The organism is Labilithrix sp. (genome assembly GCA_019637155.1).
In the GTDB taxonomy this organism is placed as follows: Bacteria; Myxococcota_A; Polyangia; order Polyangiales; family Polyangiaceae; genus Labilithrix.
In genome coordinates this window covers 169,928-189,944 of sequence record JAHBWE010000012.1, presented here as the reverse complement: position 1 = coordinate 189,944, position 20,017 = coordinate 169,928, and the positions used below count along the sequence as shown (strand labels likewise).

20 protein-coding genes are annotated in these 20,017 nt (G+C 72.3%); 15 read left to right on the top strand and 5 right to left on the bottom strand.

Annotated features, from left to right (window positions below; all coding sequences use genetic code 11):
* The first annotated feature begins 122 nt into the window (after positions 1 to 122).
* Complete coding sequence (locus KF837_25680; GenBank protein ID MBX3230735.1) at positions 123 to 1,259, top strand: AgmX/PglI C-terminal domain-containing protein; 1,137 nt, start codon at positions 123 to 125, stop codon at positions 1,257 to 1,259.
* Positions 1,260 to 1,363: 104 nt separating this feature from the next.
* Here KF837_25680 and KF837_25675 read toward each other — a convergent pair whose 3' ends face one another.
* Positions 1,364 to 2,317, bottom strand: coding sequence for an SDR family oxidoreductase (locus KF837_25675; protein MBX3230734.1), 954 nt, complete (start codon positions 2,315 to 2,317; stop codon positions 1,364 to 1,366).
* 103 nt (positions 2,318 to 2,420) lie between these two features.
* On the opposite strand from KF837_25675, the gene KF837_25670 reads away from it, so the two are divergent.
* Genes KF837_25670 through KF837_25655 form a run of 4 tightly spaced genes read left to right on the top strand, consistent with a single transcriptional unit; the run spans position 2,421 to position 4,511 of the window.
* The gene (locus KF837_25670; GenBank protein ID MBX3230733.1) at positions 2,421 to 2,690 is read left to right on the top strand and encodes a hypothetical protein; all 270 of its coding nucleotides are present in this window, start codon (positions 2,421 to 2,423) and stop codon (positions 2,688 to 2,690) included.
* Positions 2,687 to 2,980: a hypothetical protein gene (locus KF837_25665; GenBank protein ID MBX3230732.1), complete on the top strand. Its 294-nt coding sequence runs from the start codon at positions 2,687 to 2,689 to the stop codon at positions 2,978 to 2,980. The genes KF837_25670 and KF837_25665 overlap by 4 nt, the downstream gene beginning before the upstream one ends.
* Positions 2,981 to 2,990: 10 nt before the next feature.
* The gene (locus tag KF837_25660; GenBank protein ID MBX3230731.1) at positions 2,991 to 3,359 is read left to right on the top strand and encodes a YbjQ family protein; all 369 of its coding nucleotides are present in this window, start codon (positions 2,991 to 2,993) and stop codon (positions 3,357 to 3,359) included.
* A gap of 36 nt (positions 3,360 to 3,395) precedes the next feature.
* Entirely contained in the window at positions 3,396 to 4,511 is a 1,116-nt protein-coding gene (locus tag KF837_25655; protein ID MBX3230730.1) for a PQQ-like beta-propeller repeat protein, read from the top strand.
* Between the two features lie 120 nt (positions 4,512 to 4,631).
* Here the strand turns inward: KF837_25655 and KF837_25650 are convergent, their stop codons facing one another.
* Positions 4,632 to 5,210, bottom strand: a complete 579-nt coding sequence (locus tag KF837_25650) for a hypothetical protein (GenBank protein MBX3230729.1) — start codon at positions 5,208 to 5,210, stop codon at positions 4,632 to 4,634.
* Between the two features lie 1,162 nt (positions 5,211 to 6,372).
* Here KF837_25650 and KF837_25645 point away from each other — a divergent pair.
* Genes KF837_25645 through KF837_25635 form a run of 3 tightly spaced genes read left to right on the top strand, consistent with a single transcriptional unit; the run spans position 6,373 to position 9,233 of the window.
* Positions 6,373 to 8,136, top strand: coding sequence for a hypothetical protein (locus KF837_25645; GenBank protein MBX3230728.1), 1,764 nt, complete (start codon positions 6,373 to 6,375; stop codon positions 8,134 to 8,136).
* A 40-nt stretch (positions 8,137 to 8,176) separates the two neighbouring features.
* A complete protein-coding gene (locus KF837_25640; protein ID MBX3230727.1) occupies positions 8,177 to 8,821 on the top strand; it encodes a glutathione S-transferase family protein in 645 nt (214 codons plus the stop codon).
* Positions 8,822 to 8,834: 13 nt separating this feature from the next.
* Entirely contained in the window at positions 8,835 to 9,233 is a 399-nt protein-coding gene (locus KF837_25635; GenBank protein MBX3230726.1) for a TerB family tellurite resistance protein, read from the top strand.
* A 14-nt stretch (positions 9,234 to 9,247) separates the two neighbouring features.
* Here KF837_25635 and KF837_25630 read toward each other — a convergent pair whose 3' ends face one another.
* Positions 9,248 to 9,541 carry a DUF2288 domain-containing protein gene (locus KF837_25630; GenBank protein ID MBX3230725.1) on the bottom strand — a complete coding sequence of 98 codons (294 nt, stop codon included), beginning with the start codon at positions 9,539 to 9,541 and terminating at the stop codon, positions 9,248 to 9,250.
* A 14-nt stretch (positions 9,542 to 9,555) separates the two neighbouring features.
* Complete coding sequence (locus KF837_25625; protein MBX3230724.1) at positions 9,556 to 10,104, bottom strand: helix-turn-helix transcriptional regulator; 549 nt, start codon at positions 10,102 to 10,104, stop codon at positions 9,556 to 9,558.
* A 108-nt stretch (positions 10,105 to 10,212) separates the two neighbouring features.
* On the opposite strand from KF837_25625, the gene KF837_25620 reads away from it, so the two are divergent.
* Genes KF837_25620 through KF837_25610 form a run of 3 tightly spaced genes read left to right on the top strand, consistent with a single transcriptional unit; the run spans position 10,213 to position 12,814 of the window.
* On the top strand, positions 10,213 to 11,694 hold the full coding sequence (locus tag KF837_25620) for a hypothetical protein (protein ID MBX3230723.1): 1,482 nt from the start codon (positions 10,213 to 10,215) through the stop codon (positions 11,692 to 11,694).
* A gap of 17 nt (positions 11,695 to 11,711) precedes the next feature.
* Entirely contained in the window at positions 11,712 to 11,912 is a 201-nt protein-coding gene (locus KF837_25615) for a hypothetical protein (GenBank protein MBX3230722.1), read from the top strand.
* Entirely contained in the window at positions 11,909 to 12,814 is a 906-nt protein-coding gene (locus tag KF837_25610; GenBank protein ID MBX3230721.1) for a DUF418 domain-containing protein, read from the top strand. The genes KF837_25615 and KF837_25610 overlap by 4 nt, the downstream gene beginning before the upstream one ends.
* On the opposite strand, the gene KF837_25605 is transcribed toward KF837_25610, so the two are convergent.
* Positions 12,780 to 13,751: a hypothetical protein gene (locus tag KF837_25605; protein ID MBX3230720.1), complete on the bottom strand. Its 972-nt coding sequence runs from the start codon at positions 13,749 to 13,751 to the stop codon at positions 12,780 to 12,782. The genes KF837_25610 and KF837_25605 overlap by 35 nt on opposite strands.
* A 106-nt stretch (positions 13,752 to 13,857) precedes the next feature.
* Here KF837_25605 and KF837_25600 point away from each other — a divergent pair, with 106 nt between their 5' ends.
* The 4 genes from KF837_25600 (at position 13,858) to KF837_25585 (ending at position 20,001) form a co-directional block, all read left to right on the top strand.
* On the top strand, positions 13,858 to 14,571 hold the full coding sequence (locus tag KF837_25600) for an SDR family oxidoreductase (protein MBX3230719.1): 714 nt from the start codon (positions 13,858 to 13,860) through the stop codon (positions 14,569 to 14,571).
* 68 nt (positions 14,572 to 14,639) lie between these two features.
* Positions 14,640 to 15,581 (top strand): S-adenosylmethionine:tRNA ribosyltransferase-isomerase, encoded by a 942-nt coding sequence (locus KF837_25595; GenBank protein ID MBX3230718.1) that lies wholly within the window; start codon positions 14,640 to 14,642, stop codon positions 15,579 to 15,581.
* Positions 15,578 to 16,849 (top strand): DNA repair exonuclease, encoded by a 1,272-nt coding sequence (locus tag KF837_25590; GenBank protein ID MBX3230717.1) that lies wholly within the window; start codon positions 15,578 to 15,580, stop codon positions 16,847 to 16,849. Before KF837_25595 ends, KF837_25590 begins: the two co-directional genes overlap by 4 nt.
* Positions 16,849 to 20,001 (top strand): AAA family ATPase, encoded by a 3,153-nt coding sequence (locus KF837_25585; GenBank protein MBX3230716.1) that lies wholly within the window; start codon positions 16,849 to 16,851, stop codon positions 19,999 to 20,001. Before KF837_25590 ends, KF837_25585 begins: the two co-directional genes overlap by 1 nt.
* The last annotated feature ends 16 nt before the right edge of the window (positions 20,002 to 20,017 follow it).

Sequence of the window (20,017 nt, the reverse complement as noted above, 5' to 3'; positions counted from 1 at the left end):
TCGCGGGAACTTCGGGCGCGCGGTGCGGTCCGCATCTCTCGATGCGAGCGACGCCGTCGATCGAGGCTCGGTTGTGTTGGGGTGAGGACGTCGTCGCGGTCGCGCGCGTGCGAGGGCGGGGGGTGGTGCGTCTCGCGGACTTCGCGCTTCCGTTTCCCGGCGACGGCGACGGCGACCTCGTGGTCGCGGTGCGCGGCGAGCTCTTTCACGACGTCGTCGCGTGCGGCGCGGTCGTCGTGCGCTTGCGCGTGGTCGAGGCGGCGCGGGTGCCCTGGTCGTTCGGTGACGGCCGCGTCCTGAAGGGCGTCGCGCTCGGCGCGGTGCTCCACGCCACGATCCTCTCGATGGCCTTCATCGGCCGCGCGTCGGCGGCGGAGGAAGAGCGCGCCGCGTTCGAGCAGCTCGCGCGTTACGGCGCGGTCCTCGAGGACCGGAGCGCGGCGGCCGGCGCGGAGATCGGGGACGCCCCCGCGCCGATCGCGGGCGCGGCGGCGGGCGCGGCGCCGGCTTCGGGCGCGCCCGCCGTCGCGGGCAACACCGTCGCGCGCCACGAAGCGGGCGCTCATCGTCCAGCGCGCGACCGAGCGCGGGAGCGCGAGGAGGCGTCGTCGTTCGGCTTGATCGGCCTCCTCGGCGCGGGCACCGGCGGGAGCGATCGCTTCGCCGCGTACGAAGGGCCGTCCGCGACGGGCAACATCTTCGGCGCGACGATCGACGACGCGATCGGCCTCGGCGGCGCGACGCTCTCGGGCGTCGGCGAAGCGGGCGGCGGCAAGGGGAAGGGGATCGCGCGCGACGGCATCGGCGTCGGCTGCAGCGCGTGTATGGGCGACAGTCGTGGGCTCGGAGGCGCGGGCGGCCGCGCTCGCGGCGGGTGGGGCGGGCACGTCGTGAAGTCGCCGGTGCTTCGCTGCGGGGGCGATCTGGAGACGACCGCCAACGGCGGCGGGTGCTCGGGGGTGCAGGTCAACGGGCGGCTCCCGCCGGAGGCGGTGCAGCGCGTCGTTCGTCAGGGCTTCGGTCGCCTGCGCTTCTGCTACGAGTCCGGTCTGCGCCGGAACCCCGGCCTCGAGGGTCGCGTCGCGGTGAAGTTCGTGATCGATCGCGAGGGCGCGGTCGCGATGGCGAGCGCGGGCGGCGGCGATCTCCCCGACGCGGAGGTCACGGCGTGCGTCGTGCGCGGCTTCCAGTCGATGTCGTTCCCGCCGCCGGAGGGCGGCATCGTCACCGTCGTCTACCCGCTCGTCTTCTCGAGCTGAGTCTTCTTGTTCGAGAGGGGCCAGCCCCTCTCGAGCTCTCCCCGCCGGGGACTCTCCGCGCGCGGGGCGCGCTCCGCCGCCCCGGGTCCCCGAGAGGAGACCGCTCAGGCTTTGCCGGCGCCGTACATCGCTTTGAAGGCGGTGAACGTCTTGGCGAGGCCTTCGCGGACGCGGACCTTGGGCTCGTAGCCGATGAGGTTCTTCGCCGCTTCGATCGAGGCGAGCGAGTCGCGGACGTCGCCTTGGCGGCCGGGCTCGTAGATCGGATCGAGCGGCGCGCCGGCCTCCTCGCCGATGTGCTTCAGGAGATCGTTGAGCGAGATGCGCTCGCCGCACGCGATGTTGACGACCTGACCGGTGAGCTTGTTCGAGGTGCTCGCCCCGAGCAGGTTCGCCTCGACGGTGTTGTCGATGAAGCAGAAGTCACGCGTCTGCTCGCCGTCGCCGAACACGACCGGGCGCGTCTTGTTGAGCGCGGCTTTGATGAAGTTCGGGATGACGGCGGCGTACTGGCTGGTGGGGTCCTGGCGCGGGCCGAAGACGTTGAAGTAGCGGAGGCTCAGCGTCTCGATCCCGTAGAGCGACGAGAACACGCGGAGGAGGTGCTCGCCGGTGAGCTTCGAGATCGCGTACGGCGAGAGCGGCTCGGGGGTCATCGTCTCGACCTTCGGCAGCGTCGGCGTGTCCCCGTACGCGGAAGAGCTCGCGGCGAAGACGACGCGCCGGACCTTCGCGTGGCGCGCGGCGTCGAGCACCACCGTGGTGCCCTGCACGTTGGCGAGCATGGAGATGCCGGGGTTCTCGACCGAGCGGGCGACCGACGCGAGCGCGGCCTCGTGGAAGATGACCTCGACGCCTTGGACGGCCTTCTTCACCGTCTCGGGGTCGACGATCGTGCCTTCGATCACCTCGACGTTGCCCTTGAGGGACTCGAGGTTCGAGCGGCGACCGGTCGAGAAGTCGTCGAGGATGCGGACCTTCTCGCCTTTGGCGAGGAGGGCCTCTGCGATCGAGGAACCGATGAAGCCAGCGCCGCCGGTGACGAGATAGAGGGCCATGGACGGTTTATATCGCACTCCCGTTTTCTTGGCCCGCCGATGCCGCGCGTGCGAACGGTGAGGGATGGACCGTAGGAAGCGCGCCGAAAATCCCGAAGCACCGATGAAATCCTGCGCCGTCTGCGGCGTCTGCGACGAGCGGATGCTCGCGATCGTCCAGCTCCGCGGCGGGAGCGAGGCGACCCTCTGTGGCTCGCACGCGTTGATGCACGCCCGCTCGAAGGCGGACCTCCGCACCGTCGCGGACCTGCGGATGGCCTTCGGCGAGCGCCGCTCCTCCACCCGCCGCGCGGTCCCTTCCATCGAGAACCGCGACGAGCTCGCGGAGCGCCTTCAATCGGCCTTCACCCGCGAACGCCGCGCGGTCGGATGATCGCTCGCGAAGTCCTTCGGGCGCTCGGGACTCTCGGCGTCGTCGGGGCGGTCGTGGTGGGATCGTTCGGGGTCGTCGCGGCGCAGGCGGGGTGCTCGGGCGGGACGTGCTCGTCGGACGAGGAGGCGAGCTGCAGCGAGAAGTTCAGCGCGTGCGTGAGCGCGGCGGTGATCTCGGCGAAGAAGGCCGACTGCGAGGCCTGCGCGAAGTCGTACTGCGACTGCTACGACTCGTGCGGCAGCGACTGCAACGAGAGCGATCACAAAGGGACCTGCGACCAGATCCCTTGAGTCTCACGTCATGGACACGAGCTCCCCCTACCGCTCCGGCGCCGAGCGGACCGAGAAGGTCATCGTGACGACGGGCAACGACGTCGCGGGCCACAAGATCGTCGGCTACCTCGGCATCGTTCGCGGCGTGATCGTGCGCTCCGTCAGCTTCGGCGCGGGGTTCGTCGGCTCGATCAAGCAGCTCGCCGGCGGCAACATCAAGGAGTACGTCGACGTCTGCGAGGCCGCCCGCCACGACGCCTACGTCGAGATGCTGTCGCACGCGGAGGCGCTGGGCGCGCACGCCATCATCGGCATGCGCTACGACGCCACCGAGTTCGGCCAAGGCACGACCGAGGTGCTCGCGTACGGCACAGCGGTTCGCTTGCAATCGGTCTGATCGCGGCGCGCTCGCGCGCCGTCTAAGATGGGTCGAATGACGCTCGCGCGCCGAACACGAGCTGTGCGCGGAGCGCTCTTCGGCGTCTCCCTCACGCTCGTCGCGGCGGCGTGGGCTTGCGGCTCGTTCGGCGGTGACGCGAACCCGACCGACGACGCAGACTCCGGCGCGGCGGACGTCGACGTGGCCGACGCGATCGATGCGATCGATGCGATCGATGCGGGGGCGGGCAAGAAGGCGCGGCGCAACACGCTGGGCTCTTCGCTGCTGGGCGGCGCGAAGTGGAGCGGCGGTGTGCTCGGGCCGGACGGGAAGATCTACGGCATCCCGTACTCGAGCCCCGACGTGTTGATCATCGATCCGGTCGCCGGCACCGCGACGCGCAGCGACATGGGCGCGGGCGCGGGCGTGCTCGCGGGCGGCGCGAAGTGGAGCGGCGGTGTGCTCGGGCCGGACGGGAAGATCTACGGCATCCCGTACTCGAGCTCCGACGTGCTGATCATCGATCCGGAGAGGGGCACCGCCGTCCGTACGTCCATGACGTCAGCGCCCGACGTGTTGAACGGCAACAGCAAATGGTATGGCGGCGTGCTCGGGCCGGACGACAAGATCTACGGCATCCCGCAGGGCAGCACGGACATCCTGATCCTCGATCCGGACGCCGGCACCGTCACGCGCAGCGACATGGACGCGGGCCCGCTCGGCGGCAGTGCGCGGAAATGGCAGGGCGGCGCTCTCGGCGTGGACGGACGGATCTACGCCGTCCCGCACGACAGCGTCGACTTCCTGATCATCGACCCCGCCGCGGGGGTCGCCTGGCGCGAGTCGTTGAAGACGGACGATCTCTCCGGCCCGTGGAAGTGGCGCAACGTCGTGACCGGACCCGGCACGACCGCGCTCTTGGGTGCGAACCTCGCGGGTGACGACAAGTGGACCGGTGGTGTCGTCGGGACCGACGGGTTGATCTACGCCATACCGCTCTCCGCCCCCGACATCTTGATCGTCGACCCCGCGTCGGGCACGGCCACGCGCAGCACGCTGGGCGCTTCCGAGCTCGTGGGCAACGAGAAGTGGTCCGGCGGAGTACGCGCGCCCGACGGGAAGATCTACGGCATCCCGTTCGATTCGCAGGACATCCTGATCATCGAGTGAGCCGCTCCGCTCCGACGCCCCGACCTCGCGCGTCACGGAGACGCCGCATCATCCGGCCGTTCGCAGCGAATCGCTCGCGCGCCGGCTGCGGTAGTCCGGTGGTGAAGGGGCGGCGAGCGGTTAGCGGAGGAGGAAGCGGGGGATGGAGGGGATCTCGTGGAAGGCGATCGGTCCTCCTGCGCGGAGCCAGCCTTCGGATGCCATCCAGGTGCGGGGTGTTGCGGTTGGAGGAGAAGCTCTCGGAGCGCGAGCGCGAGCAAAAGCTTCTGGTGGCGGTCGTGCGACGGGTTGCCAGGCGTCGAACCAAGGTGCCGAGGTCATCGGGTCGAGCTCGAAGGAGGCGTTGGTGGCGCGGCCGTGCTGGATGTCGTGCTTGCGCGCGTTGAAGAACAGGTAGACGAGGACGTTGCGCGTCTCGCTGGGTGAGGAGAGCGCGCGGCGATGGTGGCGGTCGCGAAAGAGCGAGCCGTGGCGGTGGGAGACGCGGTTCACGGCGAAGGCGATGCGAGAGAAGAGGAGCTGGAGACGCCGCGCGGCCTCCTTTTTGTCGTCGGCTTCGACGAGGAGATGGAGGTGGTCATGCTGCACGGAGTAGTGCACGACGCGCACCCCGCGTGCGACACACGCGGCGATCTGCCCGACGATGGCGGCGTGCACGCGCTCGGCGCGAAAGCTCGGGCCCACGGGGACACGCTTCATCGAGACGTGGAGCGGATGGTCCCGATGGTGGGGCTTCCGCGTGACGTGCTTCACGAAGCCGCGCCGCTCCGGTCGCGCTCGCCGCCCACCTCTCCCGGCACGCGACGCCTTGGCGGGGAAGAGGGGAACCTGTCGACCGCGACGCATGTTAATCAGCATAGCATAAAATAAGGCATGAACAAGAGGAAGAGACCGGCGCCGATGCGCCGTGCGACAGCTGGACGGAGCGAACGCAGCTTGGAAACCGGGACAACCTGTGGAGAGATGCGCCGTGCGGGGGTCCTGCGTGCGCGAAGGCGCCGCGCCGGAAAAGGAGCGACGCGAAGGGGGGAGAGATGCGCCGTGCGGGGGTCCTGCGTGCGCGAAAGACGCCGGCGCCGGAAAGAGGAAGGGGGAGATGCGCCGTGCGGGGGCCCGCGTGCGCGAAGACGCCACGGAAGAGAGGCGAGGCGAAGGGAGAGGTGCGGGCCCGGAAGGCGCCGCGCCGGAAGAGGGGCGAAGGGGGAGTGATGCGCCGTGCCGGGTTCCGCGCGCACTGCGAGCTTCAAAGGGGTGGAGAATGCGCCGAATGCCGAGTGGCGTCACTCCGGGCGTGCAACGCGACCCGAGCTCGAGCGGCGCCAACGTCGTGCAATGGCCGAAGGGGCGGATGAAGGCGGTCGCTTGAGCTCGGGGGGGAGCGGCGGTGGAAGATGCGGCAGGGGTCGAGGGGCGCTCCGCCGTCGTGCGATGGCGACGTAGGCGGCGGCGATGGGACCGCGAGCATCGGGGCGAGACACGTCGCGCCGTACCAGTTGGCTTCGGAGGTCGCGGCGGGTGGGAACGGGAAGGACGCGCGGGGGGTGGGGTGGTGGACTCGGTGGGGGAGGGGCGGCGTGGGGGTGGGCGTGTTGCGGAGCTAAAGGCGCAATCTCGCAGCGCCCCATACCGAAGGCGTAGCGGCGGGCTGGAGAGTCGTGCGGGCCTAGAAAAGAAAAGTGAACGGTTCCTGGTCGGAAAGGGGCGTTTCCGGTGGGGGCGGTTTGGTGGGGTTTTGTAGTGATTCTGAAGGGGTTGGGGGGATGGGGGAGCGTCTCGAATGGATCTGCTCGTCGATTTCGGGTGGACGATGCAAAACCACACGCTACGAGAAGCGCCTCCTTTGCCGCCTATGGAGGCCCGCGTGCGCTCGAACCTCATCGTCTCGTCCGTTCTTGCCGTATCTGCCGTCGTTGCGTTCGCGAACGGATGCTCGACGGAGGTGGGGGATGGGGACGTCGCCGCGGACGAAGGGGCCGCGACCGCCGCCGAGATCTCGCAGGCGCGGGCGGCCGTGTCGCTGCTCACCGGCGCGAACGGGAAGTGCAACCGGTGCCACACCGCCAGCAAGGCCGACGTGCTGCGCTGGGGCGCGAAGATGCAGGCGATCGAGAGCGAGTGCATCAAGCCGGTGGGGCTCACGCGTGAGCAGCGCATCGCGTGCCTGAAGGGGCCGGACGGGTTCTACGAGGCCACGCACCTCGGCCTCTACTCCGCCGGCACGAAGACGGCGCAGTTCAAGCAGCTCTTCATCACCGGCGAGGGCGGGGCGGCGGAGCAGGAGGCGTACGACGAGTTCGCGCTCGGCGCCGGGATGCCCATCGGCAACGTGCCGCCCTTCAGCGAGGCGGAGTTCACGAGGATCAAGCGGTGGGTGCTCGCCGGGATGCCGGCGCTCGACGTCGCGCTCGAAGATCCGGACCTCGGGCCCTGCCGGCCTTCGACGACGCCCGAGCTCCGCGCGCACATCCAGAAGATGGCGACCGACGGGTGGGGCGCGCGGCTCGCCGACGCGGCGACGCCGATGTTCGGCTGCGGTGAAGGGGCGGGCGAGCAGTGCCTCACGCAGTTCCCCGACGTCACGGCGCAGTGGAGCGCGCCCGACGCCGATCAGGTGCTCCGCAAGCTCCGCGACGTTCCGTTCAAGTCGCACTGGTGGATCCGCTCGTCGCCGGACGGCAAGTACGCCGGGTTCGGCCTCAACAACGCGGGCAAGTTCATCGACCTCTCGAAGCCGGCGCCGGGCGGCATCATCGACGTGAAGGCCAGCTACGACCCGCAGTTCTTCCCGAACAACGAGGGCTTCTCGTTCGCGGGCGTCGGCAGCGGCAACGGGCCGATCAAGGTGTGCCGCATGAGCGTGCTCACCGGCGCGACCGGGCCGATCACGATGAACGAGACCGGCTGCAGCACGATCATCAGCAGCGTGTACCAGACCGTCGGCGCCGCGCTCGACAACCACCTCTACCTGATGACCACGGGCGCGCACGTCAACGACGACGGCGAGGCCTCCGGCACCGGCCCGCGGCCCGGCTTCGACGGCAGCGCCAAGACGATCTTCACGCCGATGGTCAGCGACGGCGTCAAGTTCGTGCCGCAGCGCAACGTCACGGTGGAGCTGCCGTACGAGGGCGATCAGGCGCTCTCGCCGTCGAACGCGTACCTCGTCACGCGCTTCGGCAACAAGACGGGCGGGCGCGGGCTCCGCATCCGCAAGCTCAACGTGACCGAGACGGTGACGCCGGGGAGCAGCGGCGGCGCGTCGACGACGACGTACGGCGTCACGACCGAGGTGCTCGGCACGGTGTGCACCAACGCGGCGAAGGGCGCGGTCTCGTACGACGAGCGCTTCGTCGTTTCGCACGAATATGTCGACAAGAACGAGACTCCCGAGCTCCCGGCGAAGTCGGCGAACGTCATCCTCGTCGACCTGTTCACCGGCAAGACGGTGCGCCTCACGCACATGAAGGACCGCCAGTACGCGTTCGCCCCGCACTTCCGCGCGGACGGCTGGATCTACTGGGACGTCCGCGACATGGCGGCCGGCACCGAGACGCTCGTCGCGAGCGACGCCGCCATCCGCATGATGGCGGAGACGCCGACGCTCCCGCAGGGCGCGACGCACTGAGCGTGGGCGTGGGCGTGGGTGTGGCGCGCGCGAGGGTGCGGTGAGCGGGCGCGTCCTCTACCACTTCCAGCAGTCCGTCTTCTCTCGGCGCACGCGGCTCGCCCTCGCCCACAAAGGGATCGCGGTCGAGCTGCGCGACGGGCGGGAGGATCCGAAGCACCTCGCGGCGGCGCGCGCGCTCGGGCCGATCCGCACGATGCCCGTCTTCGTCGAGGAGGACGGGCGCGCGCTCGGCGACTCGGGCGCGATCGTGCAGTACCTCGATCTCGCGTACCCCGATCGCCCGGCGCTCGTGCCCGCCGCGCACGCGCATGCGGCGCTCGCGATCATGACCGCGGTCGACGTCGCGATGAACGCGCTCGTCGATCTCGGGACGCGCACCTTCGAGCTCAGGAACGATCCGGCGTGGGGCGCGATGAAAGAAGAGCGGCTCGCGCGCGCGAAGGACGCGATCGACTTCGTCGCGGCGAAGGCGACGCGGCCGTACCTCGCCGGCGACACGTGGAGCGCCGCCGACGTCTGGGCGTACTCGGCGGCGGTCTGGGTCGCCGCGTTCCCCGGGCGCGTCGCCACCTCGCCCGCGGTCGCGAACATCGTGACGCTCGGCTTCGAGCTGCCCGAGCCGCTCGTCCTCTGGACGAAGCAGCACGCCGGCCGCGCGGACGTCCGCTCGATCTACGGTTAGGCGCGCGGCATCGATGAACGTCACGCTGAGCCCGGAGGAGCAGTTCGCGTTCGCCGCCCTGGCGCGGGTGCTCGTCAGGCTCGACGGGCGCTTCAGCGAGGAGGAGGAGCAGGCGATCGAGGCGGTCGCGGCGGAGCTCTTCGCGACGACCACCGTCGCGGGGCCGTACCGCTCCATGCCGGAGGCGGACGCGGCCGACGGGTCCGCGGTCTGGGACTTGATCGAGCGGGCGGCCGAGACCGTCCCCGATGACGACGCGCTCAAGGCGATCGCCGCCGGCGTCACGAGACCCGCCGCGCGCGAGGCGATCTACGAGGCGATCTACGCCGTCGCCGCCTCCGACGTCGTGGCGAAGGAAGAATGGCCGATGCTCGAGTGGCTCGCCGCGGAGTGGGGGATCGCCGCGACGTGACGCGCGCGCGGCCCTCAGTTCGCGGTCGGGTCTCGCTTCTCGGACACGAGCACGAACGGCTGCACCACCACCGAGACGAGCGGCGGCGGCGACTTCGACCAGCGCTCGAGCGTCTCGAGGGTCGGTTTGCCGATGAGGCTCCGCGCGATCCATGCGCCGACCTGCTCCTTGTCGTCGCGCGCGACGGCCTCGGCGACGGTGAGCAGATCGAGCGAAGCGTCGACGACGATGACGGCGTCGCGCGCGAGGTGCGCGCGAAGATCGGAGACCTCGACCGGGCCCATCGACGCGACGAGCTGCTCACGCATGGCTACGTGCTCCATCAGCGGCGGGCGATGACGACGACCGAATAGGCGACCGCCGTCTTCGGGCCGGGGTTGGCGTACGAGTGGCGCTGGTCGCCGCGGAACGCGACGACGTCGCCGGGGCGGAGGTGGTACTCCTCGCCCGACGCGACGAGCAGCACCTCGCCCGCCTCGCAGGTGAGGTACTCGCGCGTGCCCGGGGTGTGCGGTACGCCCGCCATCTTCACGCGCGGCGGGAGCTCGAAGCGATCGATCTCCATCCCCGGGATCGGATCGGGGAGGAGCTTGCGGACGGTGGCCGCGCCGCGCAGCTTCGTGACGACCTCCGCCTTCGGGTAGTGGCGCGCCTCCGAGCGCGGGGCCGCGACGAGCTCCTCGATCGTGACCTGGAACGCGGTCGCGACGCGGTCGAGGACGGCGAGGGTCGGGTTCGCGGCGCCGGACTCCATGTTCGTCCACGTCGCGCGCGGGAGCTCCGCGAGCTTGGCCATCTGCGCCTGCGTCATCCCGCGGGCCTCGCGCAGCGTCCGCACGTTCCGCCCCAGCCGCGTCGCGACGTCATCCATGACAACCGCCTACCACCCTGCCAATCCTTTGTCACCGTTGCCATTGAGATGGCGGGGCGCCGCGCGCGCGGAGCTCTGCTACCATCGACGCAGCCGAGGTCCGAGACGATGCCGACCGAGACGCGCCTTCGCCGTACGTTTTCCGATGTCCTCACCACGATCCTCGCGACCGCGGCGTGCGCCGCGTGCGGCGGCGGGGGAGGGGACCTCCCGAGCTCCGGCGGAACGAGCTCCGGCGGCTCGAGCGGGACCAGCTCCGGCACGAGCGGGACGCCCGGCACGACCACCTACGCGTCCGCGTGCACGACGCAGAAGACGTTCCTCGAAGGGCTCACGACCACGCCGCCGATCGACGGCGCGGTCGTGCGCACCGAGGCTGCGTACCCGCCGCTCCCGGCGCCCGCCGTCGACGACGGCGACGACCTCTGGACGTCGACGCAAGGCGACGCCGCCGGATCGCTCTGCGCCACCGCGTCGGACAAGGCCGCGTGCCTCGACAAGGTCGCCAACTACCGCGTCCTGCCGCCGACGCGTGCAGAGTGCAATGCGCAGTACGGCTCCGTCGCTCCGTACGACGGGCGGACCTGCACCGCGTCGTACGTCCTCTATACGCGCGGCGACGAGATCGGGGTCGCGCGCAGCCAGGGCGAGCAGCGCGCGCTCGCGGCTCCGTTCGACACCCTCGAAGAGGCGCGCTGGGCCGCGACCACCGCCGGTTACTCGATCGTGTGCGGACAAGGGAGCGCGCCCAAGCCCGTCCCCGACTCCGAGTTCCGCGTCGCGGCCGGCGGCGGCTTCGACATGAAGGTCCGCGAGGAGAAGAACTGCGGCAAGACCACGTACGACGTCACGATCCACGTCGACGCGAACGGGAACGTCACCGAGCTCTCGCGCACCGACCTCGGCGAGGAGCCCAGCTGCATGGTCGCGGGAAGAAGGCCCGAAGGCCTCTGCCTCGATCGCGAGCCTCGCGGCGGCGTCGGCCCGCACTTCGCGGCGATGGCGACGCTCGAGGCCGCGAGCGTCGTCGCGTTCCGCCGGCTCCACCGCCAGCTCGCGGCGCGAGGCGCGCCCGGCGAGCTCCTCGCGCGCGTTCGGAGGGCGGCGCGCGACGAGGTCCGCCACGCTCGCAGGGCCGCCGCGCTCGCGCGGAAGTACGGCGTCACCCCGCGCCGCCCCGAGATCCTTCCGGCGTCGGTCCCGACGCTCCTCGAGATCGCGCTCGAGAACGCGCGCGAGGGCTGCGTCCGCGAGACGTACGGCGCGCTCGTCGCGCATCTCCAGGTGGAGCGCGCGGCGGATCCCGACGTCCGCGCCGCGATGGCCGCGATCGCGGGAGAAGAGACCGCGCACGCCGCGCTCTCGTGGGACGTCGCGGCGTGGATCGAGCCGCAGCTCACCGCCGCCGAGCGCGCGCGCGTCGCCGCCGAGCGGCAGGACGCGTTCACGACGCTGGCGCGCGAGCTCGCCGTCGCGGTCGAGCCGAGCGTGCGCCGCGCGGCGGGCGTCCCGGCGCCGGACGAGGCGGCGCGCATGCTCGATGGGCTCGCGCCCCTCATGCTCGCCGGCCTCGTGCCCCTCGCCGCCTGAGCGAAGCGGGGACGCGGATGGTCCCCGTGTCTCCGACCGGCGGCGACGCGCGCGAGCCGGTCGTCGACGTGGTGCGCGGCGTCGCTCTCCTCGGCGTGCTCGTCGTGAACGCGCTCACGGTCTTTCGCGTGCCGCTCTTCGAGCCGTTCCTGCCGCGCGCGCCGGAGCCGGCGCTCGAGCACGCGATCGGGCGCGGCGTCGCGATCGGCCGGAGATGAAGGCGTTCATCCTCTTCTCGCTCCTCTTCGGCGCCGGCCTCGCCGCGACGCACGAGCGCGCGCCGCAGCGCTTCGCGCGCCTCGTCCTGCGCCGCCTCGGTCTGCTCCTCGCGATCGGTCTCCTCCACTTCGTGCTGCTCTCGACCGGTGACGTCCTCACGCTCTACGCGCTCCTCGGGCTCGTCGCCGCGCCGATCGTCGCGCGCGCTCGCGTTCGTGTGCTCGTCGCGCTCGCGCTCGCGCTCTTCGTGCTCCACGTCGCGCCGCTCCCGTACCCGCGTCCGTTCGCGAGCGAGGCCGACCTCGCGGAGCACGTCGAAGCGGCGCGCCACGTCTACCCGTACGGCTCGTTCCGGCAGGTGCTCGCGTTTCGTCTCGTCGAGCTGCGCCCGACCGCGGCCCTGCTCGCGTGGACCGCGCCGCGCACGCTCGGCCTCTTCTTCCTCGGCGCCGTCGTGTGGAAGACACGCTTCTTTCGGAATGCGCGCATGCCTGCGGTCGCCGCCGTCCTGTGCGCGCTCGGGGCCGTCGCGACGTGGCTCGTCCACGTCCGCGGCGTCTACGCGCTCGACGGCCCGGGCTCCGTGGCGTTGTCGCTCGGCTACGGCGCCGCGATCGCGAGCGTCGCCGCGCGCGGAGGGCTCCGCGTCTTCGCGCCGATCGGGCGCATGGCGCTCACGAGCTACCTCACGCAGTCGATCGTGCTCGGCTTCGTGTTCTACGGGTATGGCCTCGGTCTCTTCGGCGCGATCGGCCGGCTCCCGGCGCTCGGGATCGTCGTCGCGCTCTTCGGCGCGCAGATGATCTTCGCGCGCTGGTGGCTCGCGCGCTTCCGCTACGGCCCGCTCGAGTGGGCGTGGCGCTCGTTCACGTACGGCGCGTGGCAGCCCTTCGCCGCGTGAGAGCGGCGGCGAGCACGACGAGCGCGGCGAGCGGCGACGTCGCGGTCGGACGACCGGGTGCGGAGCGGCACGACGACGACGAGCCCCCGGAGCTGGGCGCCGCGCTCGCTCCGCCGTCGCCGGCTCCGGGCGCAGGCGTCGGCGCTGCCGTCGGGACCGGCGGCGTCGTCCCCGTGGTGGGCGGCGCGCCGCCGGGCGTCTTCAGCGCAGGCGCGGGGCAGTCGAAGCTCACCGGCGTCGAAGCGGACTCGACGTTCGGCGAGAACGGCAGCCGCGCGCGGAGGAGGACCTGATGCGGGTTCGCCGCCGCGTTGGTCGCGTCGCACCAGCCGGTCGCGTTCAGCTTGACGACGTCCGTGCCCGAGAGCGACACCTTCGAGCCGACGATCCTCCCGTCGACGACGAGGAGGAGCTCGTAGACGCCGACCCACGGCTTCATCTCGGGATCGATCGCGTACGCCACGTCGACGGTGAACTGCGTCGTGCCGCGGTCCTTCGTCGCCACCACCGGCCCGCCTTCCAGCGTCCCGACCTTCGTCGGGAGCGGCGCGGCGGCGACGGCGGTGAACTTGTACGGACCAGCCGGAGGAGAGCCGCCGTAGGTGCAGGCCGACCCGCTGTACTCGAGCTCGTACGACGTGCCCGCGACGAGCGCCGTGTTCGGCGTGATCTTCGTGAAGCCGTCGACGGCGGGCGCGAGGGTGACCGGCACCTCGACCCGTGCGCCGCCGCCCGCCGGTACGGAGAAGAGGTGCACCGAGCTCGCGTCCGGGTTCAGCGCGGTGAAGCCGAAGGCGGGGAGGTTCGCGGGGACCGAGCTCGCGGTCGGCAGCATCTTCACCGGCGGACACGGCGGCGCCGCCATCGCCCACGCCGCGCGCGGCGCGAGCCCCAACGCGACCACCGACGCCAGAACGAAGCCACCTCGACGAAGCATCCTCCTATCGTCGCGCGTGCGCGCCCTCGCGGCAACCGCGTAGCTCCCCGCCAATCCTTTGTCCCCCTTGCCATCAGGATGGCATAGATGCGTCATCGTGAGGGCCATGGACATCCGTGGTGAAGCGGCGCTGGTGACCGGCGCATCGGCAGGGTTGGGGAGAGAGACGGCGCGTGTGCTCGCTCGGCGCGGGGCGCGCGTGGTGATGGTCGCGCGCGGCAAGGAGGCGCTCGACGCGGCGGTGGCGGAGATCCGCGCGGAGACGGGCAACGCCGACGTGCACGGGCTCGCGTTCGACGTCGGCGACAAGGAGGCGATCCACCGCCTCGCCGGCGCGACGGCGGCGCTCGTGGGGTCACCCAGCATCGTGATCCACAACGCGAGCACGCTCGGGCCGCTCCCGATGCCGCTCCTCCTCGACCTCGACTGCGAGGACCTCGAGCGCGTGCTCGCGGTGAACCTCGTCGGTCCGTTCCGGCTCACGAAGGCGCTCGCGGGGCCGATGGTCCTCGCGAAGCGCGGCACCTTCGTCTTCGTCAGCTCCGACGCGGCGACCTCCGCCTACGAGCGCTGGGGCGCCTACGGCGTCTCGAAGGCGGCGCAGGACCACCTCGCGCGCAGCTTCGCGGCGGAGAGCCCGCACCTCCGCTTCTACGCGTTCGATCCCGGCGAGATGGACACGAAGATGCACGCCGACGCGGTGCCGGACGCGGATCCGGCCACGCTCGCGCGCCCCGCCGACGTCGCGGAGCGGCTCGTCGCGCTCGTCGCCGGCGACGGTGCCGGCGCGCACCCGAGCGGCGCGCGGGTGGCGGCGTGAAGGCGGCCACGCGCTACCGTCCGCCGCGGGAGCTCCGCGTGCTCGTCGTCGACGCCGCGGTGGGCGCGATGTACCTCGCGCCGAGCGCGGAGTTCGCGCGCCTCTTCGATCGTGGCGACCTCCTCGTCGTGAACGACGCCGCGACGCTGCCCGCGTCGCTCCAGAGCGGCGACGTCGAGGTGCGCTTGCTCGGCGCGCAGGGCGACCGGACTTGGACCGCCGCGCTGCTCGGCGCCGGCGACTGGCGGACGCGCACGGAGGACCGGCCCGCGCCGCCGTCCGTGCGCGCGGGCGACACGTTCGCGTTCGGGCACGGGCTCACCGCCACGATCGCGCGCGTGCACCCCGAGTCGCCGCGGCTCGTGACGCTGCGCTTCTCCGCCGGCGGCGCCGCGCTATGGTCCGCGCTCTACGCGGCCGGGAGGCCCGTGCAGTATGCACATGTCCCGGAGGCCTACGCGCTGTGGGACGTGCAGAACGCGTACGCGGGGCGGCCGTGGGCGGTGGAGATGCCGTCGGCGGGGCGCGTCCTCACCTTCGGCGTGCTCGCGGAGCTCGAGCGGCGCGGGGTGGAGGTTGCGACGCTGACGCACGCGGCCGGGATCTCGTCGATCGGCGACGAAGCGATCGACGCGCTCTTGCCGCTCCCCGAGCGCTACGAGGTGCCGCGCGCGACGTGGGACGCCGTCCTGCGCGCGCGTCGCGTCGTCGCGATCGGCACGAGCGTCACGCGTGCGCTCGAGACCGTGGCGCGGACGGGGGCGCTCGCCGGGATCACCGACCTTCGCATCGGGCCGTCGTTCGAGCGGCGGGTCGTCGACGGGATCCTCACCGGCGTGCACGAGACGACGACGAGCCACTTCGAGCTCCTCGGCGCGTTCGCCCCGCGCGCGGTCCTCGATCGGAGCCTCACCGAGGCGGAGGCGAGCGATCTGCTCGCGCACGAGATGGGCGACGTGTCGCTCCTCTGGGGCGCGCCCGCGTGCGAGGGTGCTAGTGTTGCGGCGTGAAGATCGTCCACGCCGCCGACCTGCACGTCGACAGCCCGCTGCGTGGGCTCGATCGCTACGAAGGCGCGCCGGCGGAGCGGCTCCGCGGCGCGACGCGGAGGGCGCTCGAGAACCTCGTCGCGCTCTGCCTCGAGGTGAAGGCGGACGTGCTCTTGCTCGCCGGCGACGTGTTCGACGGCGGCTGGCGCGACTTCTCGACCGGCCTCTTCTTCGCCGCGCAGATGTCGCGCCTCCGCGAGGCGGGCGTGCCGGTGATGCTCGTGCGCGGGAACCACGACGCCGCGAGCGCGGTCGTGAAGAACCTGCAGCTGCCGGCGAACGTGCGCGTCTTCGAGCACAAGAAGGCGCACAGCGTCGAGCTGCCGAACGCGCCGATCGTGGTGCACGGCCAGAGCTTCTCCGAGCGCATCATGTCCGAGGACCTCGCCGCGAAGTACCCGCCGCGCGTGCCGGGGCGCTTCAACGTCGGGCTCTTGCATACGAGCATCGACGGCCGCGAGGGTCACGCGCCGTACGCGCCGACCTCGCTCGAGACGCTGCGGTCGAAGGGCTACGACTACTGGGCGCTCGGTCACGTCCACGCGCGCGAGATCGTCTCCACCGATCCGTACGTCGTCTATCCCGGCAACCTGCAAGGGCGCCACGCGCGCGAGACCGGCGCGAAGGGCGCGAGCGTCGTGACGGTGGAGGACAACGTCGTCATCGAGGTCGAGCACCGCGCGCTCGACGTCGTGCGCTGGGAGGTCGTCGGCGTCGACGTCGCGGGCGTGAGCGAGGTGATGGAGGTCGTCGACCTCGTGCGCGCGGCGCTGGTGGAGCGCGGCGCGGCGTGTGACGACAGGATCCTCGCCGCGCGGGTGATGCTCACCGGCGCGACGCGCGCGAACAGCGCGATCCGGCGCGACCTCGAGCGGTTCGTGAGCGAGCTGCGCGCGGCCGCGAACGACGCGCTGCCGGACGGCATCTGGCTCGAGAAGGTGCTCGTCCGCACGACCGCGAAGATCGACCTCGATCGCGTGCGGCAGGAAGAGAGCGCGGTCGGGCACCTCGCGCGGCGGATCGAGGCGCTGCGGGAGGACCCGAAGGAGCTCGCGGCGCTCGCGGCGTGCCTCGTCGACCTCGACAAGAAGCTGCCGCCCGAGCTCCGCGACGACGCCGACGCGCCGCTGCGGTTCGCCGATCCGGAGGCGGTGCGCGCGCTCCTCGCCGACGTCGAGCAGATGCTCGTGCCGCGGCTCCTCGAAGGCGCGCCCGGGAGCGACGGCTGATGCGCCTCACGCGCCTCGATCTCCTCGCGTTCGGTCACTTCCGCGGGCACACGCTCGACTTCTCCGCGCCCGGCATCCACGTCGTGCTCGGTCGCAACGAGGCGGGGAAGAGCACGAGCCTCCGCGCGATCACGGGGCTCCTCTACGGGATCGAGCACAAGACGCAGGACGCGTTCTCGCTCGCGAAGCTGGGCGATCTGCGCGTGGGCGGGACGATCGAGAGCGCGGCGGGCGAGCGCCTCCGCTTCCAGCGGCGGAAGGGGAACACGAGCACGCTCCTCGATCCGAACGACAAGCCGATCGACGAGGCGGTCCTCCGCCGCTTCCTCGGCGGCGTCACGCGCGAGACGTTCCTCCACGCCTACGGCCTCGATCACGGCACGCTCGCCGAGGGCGCGCGCGCGCTCCTCGAAGGCAAGGGCGACCTCGGCGAGAGCCTCTTCGACGCGAGCGTCGGCGGCGGAGGCGGCGTGCAAGAGCTCGTCGCCGAGCTCGACGCGGAGGCGGACCGGCTCTTCAAGCCGAAGGCGTCGAACCCGCTCCTCAACGAGGCGATCAAGGCGTTCACCGAGGCGCGCGCGCGCATCCGCGAGACGCAGAGCCTGCCCGAGGCGTTCGTGAAGCAGGAGGCCGCGCTCGCGGAGGAGATCTCGCGCCGTGACGCGGTCCTCGCCGACAAACGCGAGCTCGAGCTCCGGCGCGGGCGGCTCGCCCGGGCCGCGAAGCGCGCGCCGCGCGAGCGTGAACGCGCGCACCTCCTCGAGCTCCAGCGATCGCTCGGCGCGGTGGCGCACAAGCTCGCGCTCGTCGCGTCGCTGTCGGAGCGCTTCGCGTCGTACGAGCACGCGCTCGACACGCGGCGCGCGCACAAGGCCGACATCGACCGGCTCGGCGATCGCCTCGCCGACGCGCTCGCCCGCGCGCAGGTGAAGGCCGACGCGCCCGCGCGCGACACGCGCAGCGAGGAGCGCGTGAAGCCGCTCCTCACCCAGCGCGCGAAGTTGACCGAGCGCCTCGAGCGCGCCGACGAGGAGATCCGGCGCGCCGAGCTCGCGGTCGCGCGCTTCACCGATCCCGGCGGCGAGCACGTCGACGCGCCGGCGCGGGACGCGCTCGCGGCCGCGATCGATCGCGCGCGGGCGCTCGGGGCGATCGAGGAGCGCCTCCACGAGGACGGAGCGCGCGTCGATCGCCAGCGCGCCGCGCTCGCGGGCCGCGCCGCCGCGACGTTCGACGGAGACCTCGACGCCTTCGTCGCGCTGCGCCCGCCGGCGCCGGCGGCGATCGCGAAGCTGGTCGCCGAGAGCGACGACGTCGCGCGGCGGCTCGTCCGCCTCGACGATCGCGACCTCGAGCTCGATCGCGAGGTCGCGGCGCTCGAGCGCGAAGCGGCGAAGAACGAGGGCGATTTCGCTCCTCCCGACGCCGCCGCGCTGCGCGCGGCGCGGGCGGCCCGCGACGAAGCGTGGCGCGCGCTCCGGGCGGCGAGCGCGCGCGCCGACGCGGAGCTCGCGCTGGAGCGGGCGATCCGCGACGCGGACGTCGTCGCGGACCAGATGATCGCGCACGCCGATCGCGTCACCGCGCTCGCGCGACTCCGCTCCGAGCTCCAGCGCGCCGCGGCCCAGCGCGAGAAGCTCGCGGCGGATCGCGCCGCGCTCCTCGCCGATCGCGCGCGCGTCGACGACGAGGCGCGCCGGCTCTTCGCGCGCCCCGGCCTCCATCCGTGCGACCTCGCCGCGATGCCGGCGTGGCTCGCGGCGCACGCGCAGCTCGTGGAGGAGCACGCGCGCATCGCGGAGGAGGCGGCGAAGCTCGACCTCGAGCGGGAGCGGCGCGATCGCGTCGTCCGCGAGCTCCGCGCCGCGCTCGAACGCGCCGGCGTCGCGTCGGTGACGGAGCGCCTCGACGACCTCTTGCTCGAGGCGGCGGGGAGGCTCGAGGCGATCGACGCCGCGCGGCGCGCGCGCGACGAGGCGGCGAAGGCGATCGCCGATCATCGGCGCGATCTCGCCGATCGTGAGAGCGCTCGCGCGAAGGACGGCGCCGCGCTCGCCGAGCTCCGCGCGAAGATCGCGGTCCTCGTCGAGCCGCTCGGCCTCGGCGCCGACGCGAGCGACGACGAGATCAACCGCGCGATCCACGAGCTGCGCGAGGTGTTCGCGCTCCGCGACAAACGCGACGACGCGGCGGCGCGCCTCGCGGTCGCGGACGCGAGCGCCGCGGACTTCGAGGCCGATCTCGCGCGCGCGGTGGAGGAGCTCGCGCCGGACCTCACCGGCGAGCCGCGCACGGTCGCGCGGGAGCTCTTCGATCGCGCGCGCCGCGCCCGCGAGCAGGCGGACAAGCTCGCGCGCGTCGAGGCGCTGCTCGCGGAGGAGGGGGACCCGGGCCCGCTCGACGACGAGGAGCGCGCGATCGTCTCCGATCCCGATCGCGCGGAGGCGGTGCAGCAGGAGCTCACCGAGCGGATCGACGAGCTCGATCGCGAGGCGCACCGCGCGGTGGAGCAGATCGGCGGCCTTCGTCTCGGCCTCGAGAACATGCGGAAGGAGTCGAACGCGGCGGAGGCGGCGGCCGCGGCGCAGCATCACCTCGCGCGCGTGCGCGACGGCGCGGAGCGCTGGGCGCGCGTGAAGCTCGCGGCGGTGCTCCTGCAGCGCGAGATCGAGCGGTACCGCGAGGAGAACCAGGGCCCGCTCCTCGCCGCGTCGTCGAAGCTCTTCGCGCGTCTCACCCTCGACGCGTTCACCGGCATCAAGGCGGGCTTCGACGACAAGGACCGGCCGTGCCTCCGCTGCGTGCGCGCCGACGGCAAGGCGACGGAGGTGGACGTCGCGGGCCTCAGCGACGGCACGCGCGATCAGCTCTATTTGAGCCTCCGCCTCGCGAGCCTCCTCCGTCGCGCGGCGAGCGCGGAGCCGATGCCGCTCGTCCTCGACGACGTCCTCATCCAGCTCGACGACCACCGCGCGGCCGCGGCGCTCACGGTGCTCGCCGAGGTCGCGCGCACGATGCAGGTCCTCTTCTTCACGCACCACGCGCGCCTGGTGGAGCTCGCGAAGGGCGCGATCGACGCATCGGAGCTCGTCGTCCACACGCTCGCTTCAACGCATGGGGCTTCGCCCCCTGCACCCCGCTTGCAGCCGTAGGACGCGCGCATCCTCC

What these genes read in the sequence shown, in the direction of transcription:
- KF837_25660 (MBX3230731.1), top strand. Translation starts at nt 2,991, where the DNA reads ATGGACACGAGCTCCCCCTACCGCTCCGGCGCCGAGCGGACCGAGAAG.
- KF837_25635 (MBX3230726.1), top strand. Translation starts at nt 8,835, where the DNA reads ATGAACGTCACGCTGAGCCCGGAGGAGCAGTTCGCGTTCGCCGCCCTG.
- KF837_25625 (MBX3230724.1), bottom strand. Translation starts at nt 10,104, where the DNA reads ATGGATGACGTCGCGACGCGGCTGGGGCGGAACGTGCGGACGCTGCGC.
- KF837_25655 (MBX3230730.1), top strand. Translation starts at nt 3,396, where the DNA reads ATGACGCTCGCGCGCCGAACACGAGCTGTGCGCGGAGCGCTCTTCGGC.
- KF837_25600 (MBX3230719.1), top strand. Translation starts at nt 13,858, where the DNA reads ATGGACATCCGTGGTGAAGCGGCGCTGGTGACCGGCGCATCGGCAGGG.
- KF837_25595 (MBX3230718.1), top strand. Translation starts at nt 14,640, where the DNA reads ATGTACCTCGCGCCGAGCGCGGAGTTCGCGCGCCTCTTCGATCGTGGC.
- KF837_25670 (MBX3230733.1), top strand. Translation starts at nt 2,421, where the DNA reads ATGAAATCCTGCGCCGTCTGCGGCGTCTGCGACGAGCGGATGCTCGCG.
- KF837_25630 (MBX3230725.1), bottom strand. Translation starts at nt 9,541, where the DNA reads ATGCGTGAGCAGCTCGTCGCGTCGATGGGCCCGGTCGAGGTCTCCGAT.
- KF837_25610 (MBX3230721.1), top strand. Translation starts at nt 11,909, where the DNA reads ATGAAGGCGTTCATCCTCTTCTCGCTCCTCTTCGGCGCCGGCCTCGCC.
- KF837_25665 (MBX3230732.1), top strand. Translation starts at nt 2,687, where the DNA reads ATGATCGCTCGCGAAGTCCTTCGGGCGCTCGGGACTCTCGGCGTCGTC.
- KF837_25620 (MBX3230723.1), top strand. Translation starts at nt 10,213, where the DNA reads ATGCCGACCGAGACGCGCCTTCGCCGTACGTTTTCCGATGTCCTCACC.
- KF837_25675 (MBX3230734.1), bottom strand. Translation starts at nt 2,317, where the DNA reads ATGGCCCTCTATCTCGTCACCGGCGGCGCTGGCTTCATCGGTTCCTCG.
- KF837_25615 (MBX3230722.1), top strand. Translation starts at nt 11,712, where the DNA reads ATGGTCCCCGTGTCTCCGACCGGCGGCGACGCGCGCGAGCCGGTCGTC.
- KF837_25605 (MBX3230720.1), bottom strand. Translation starts at nt 13,751, where the DNA reads ATGCTTCGTCGAGGTGGCTTCGTTCTGGCGTCGGTGGTCGCGTTGGGG.
- KF837_25585 (MBX3230716.1), top strand. Translation starts at nt 16,849, where the DNA reads ATGCGCCTCACGCGCCTCGATCTCCTCGCGTTCGGTCACTTCCGCGGG.
- KF837_25650 (MBX3230729.1), bottom strand. Translation starts at nt 5,210, where the DNA reads ATGAAGCGTGTCCCCGTGGGCCCGAGCTTTCGCGCCGAGCGCGTGCAC.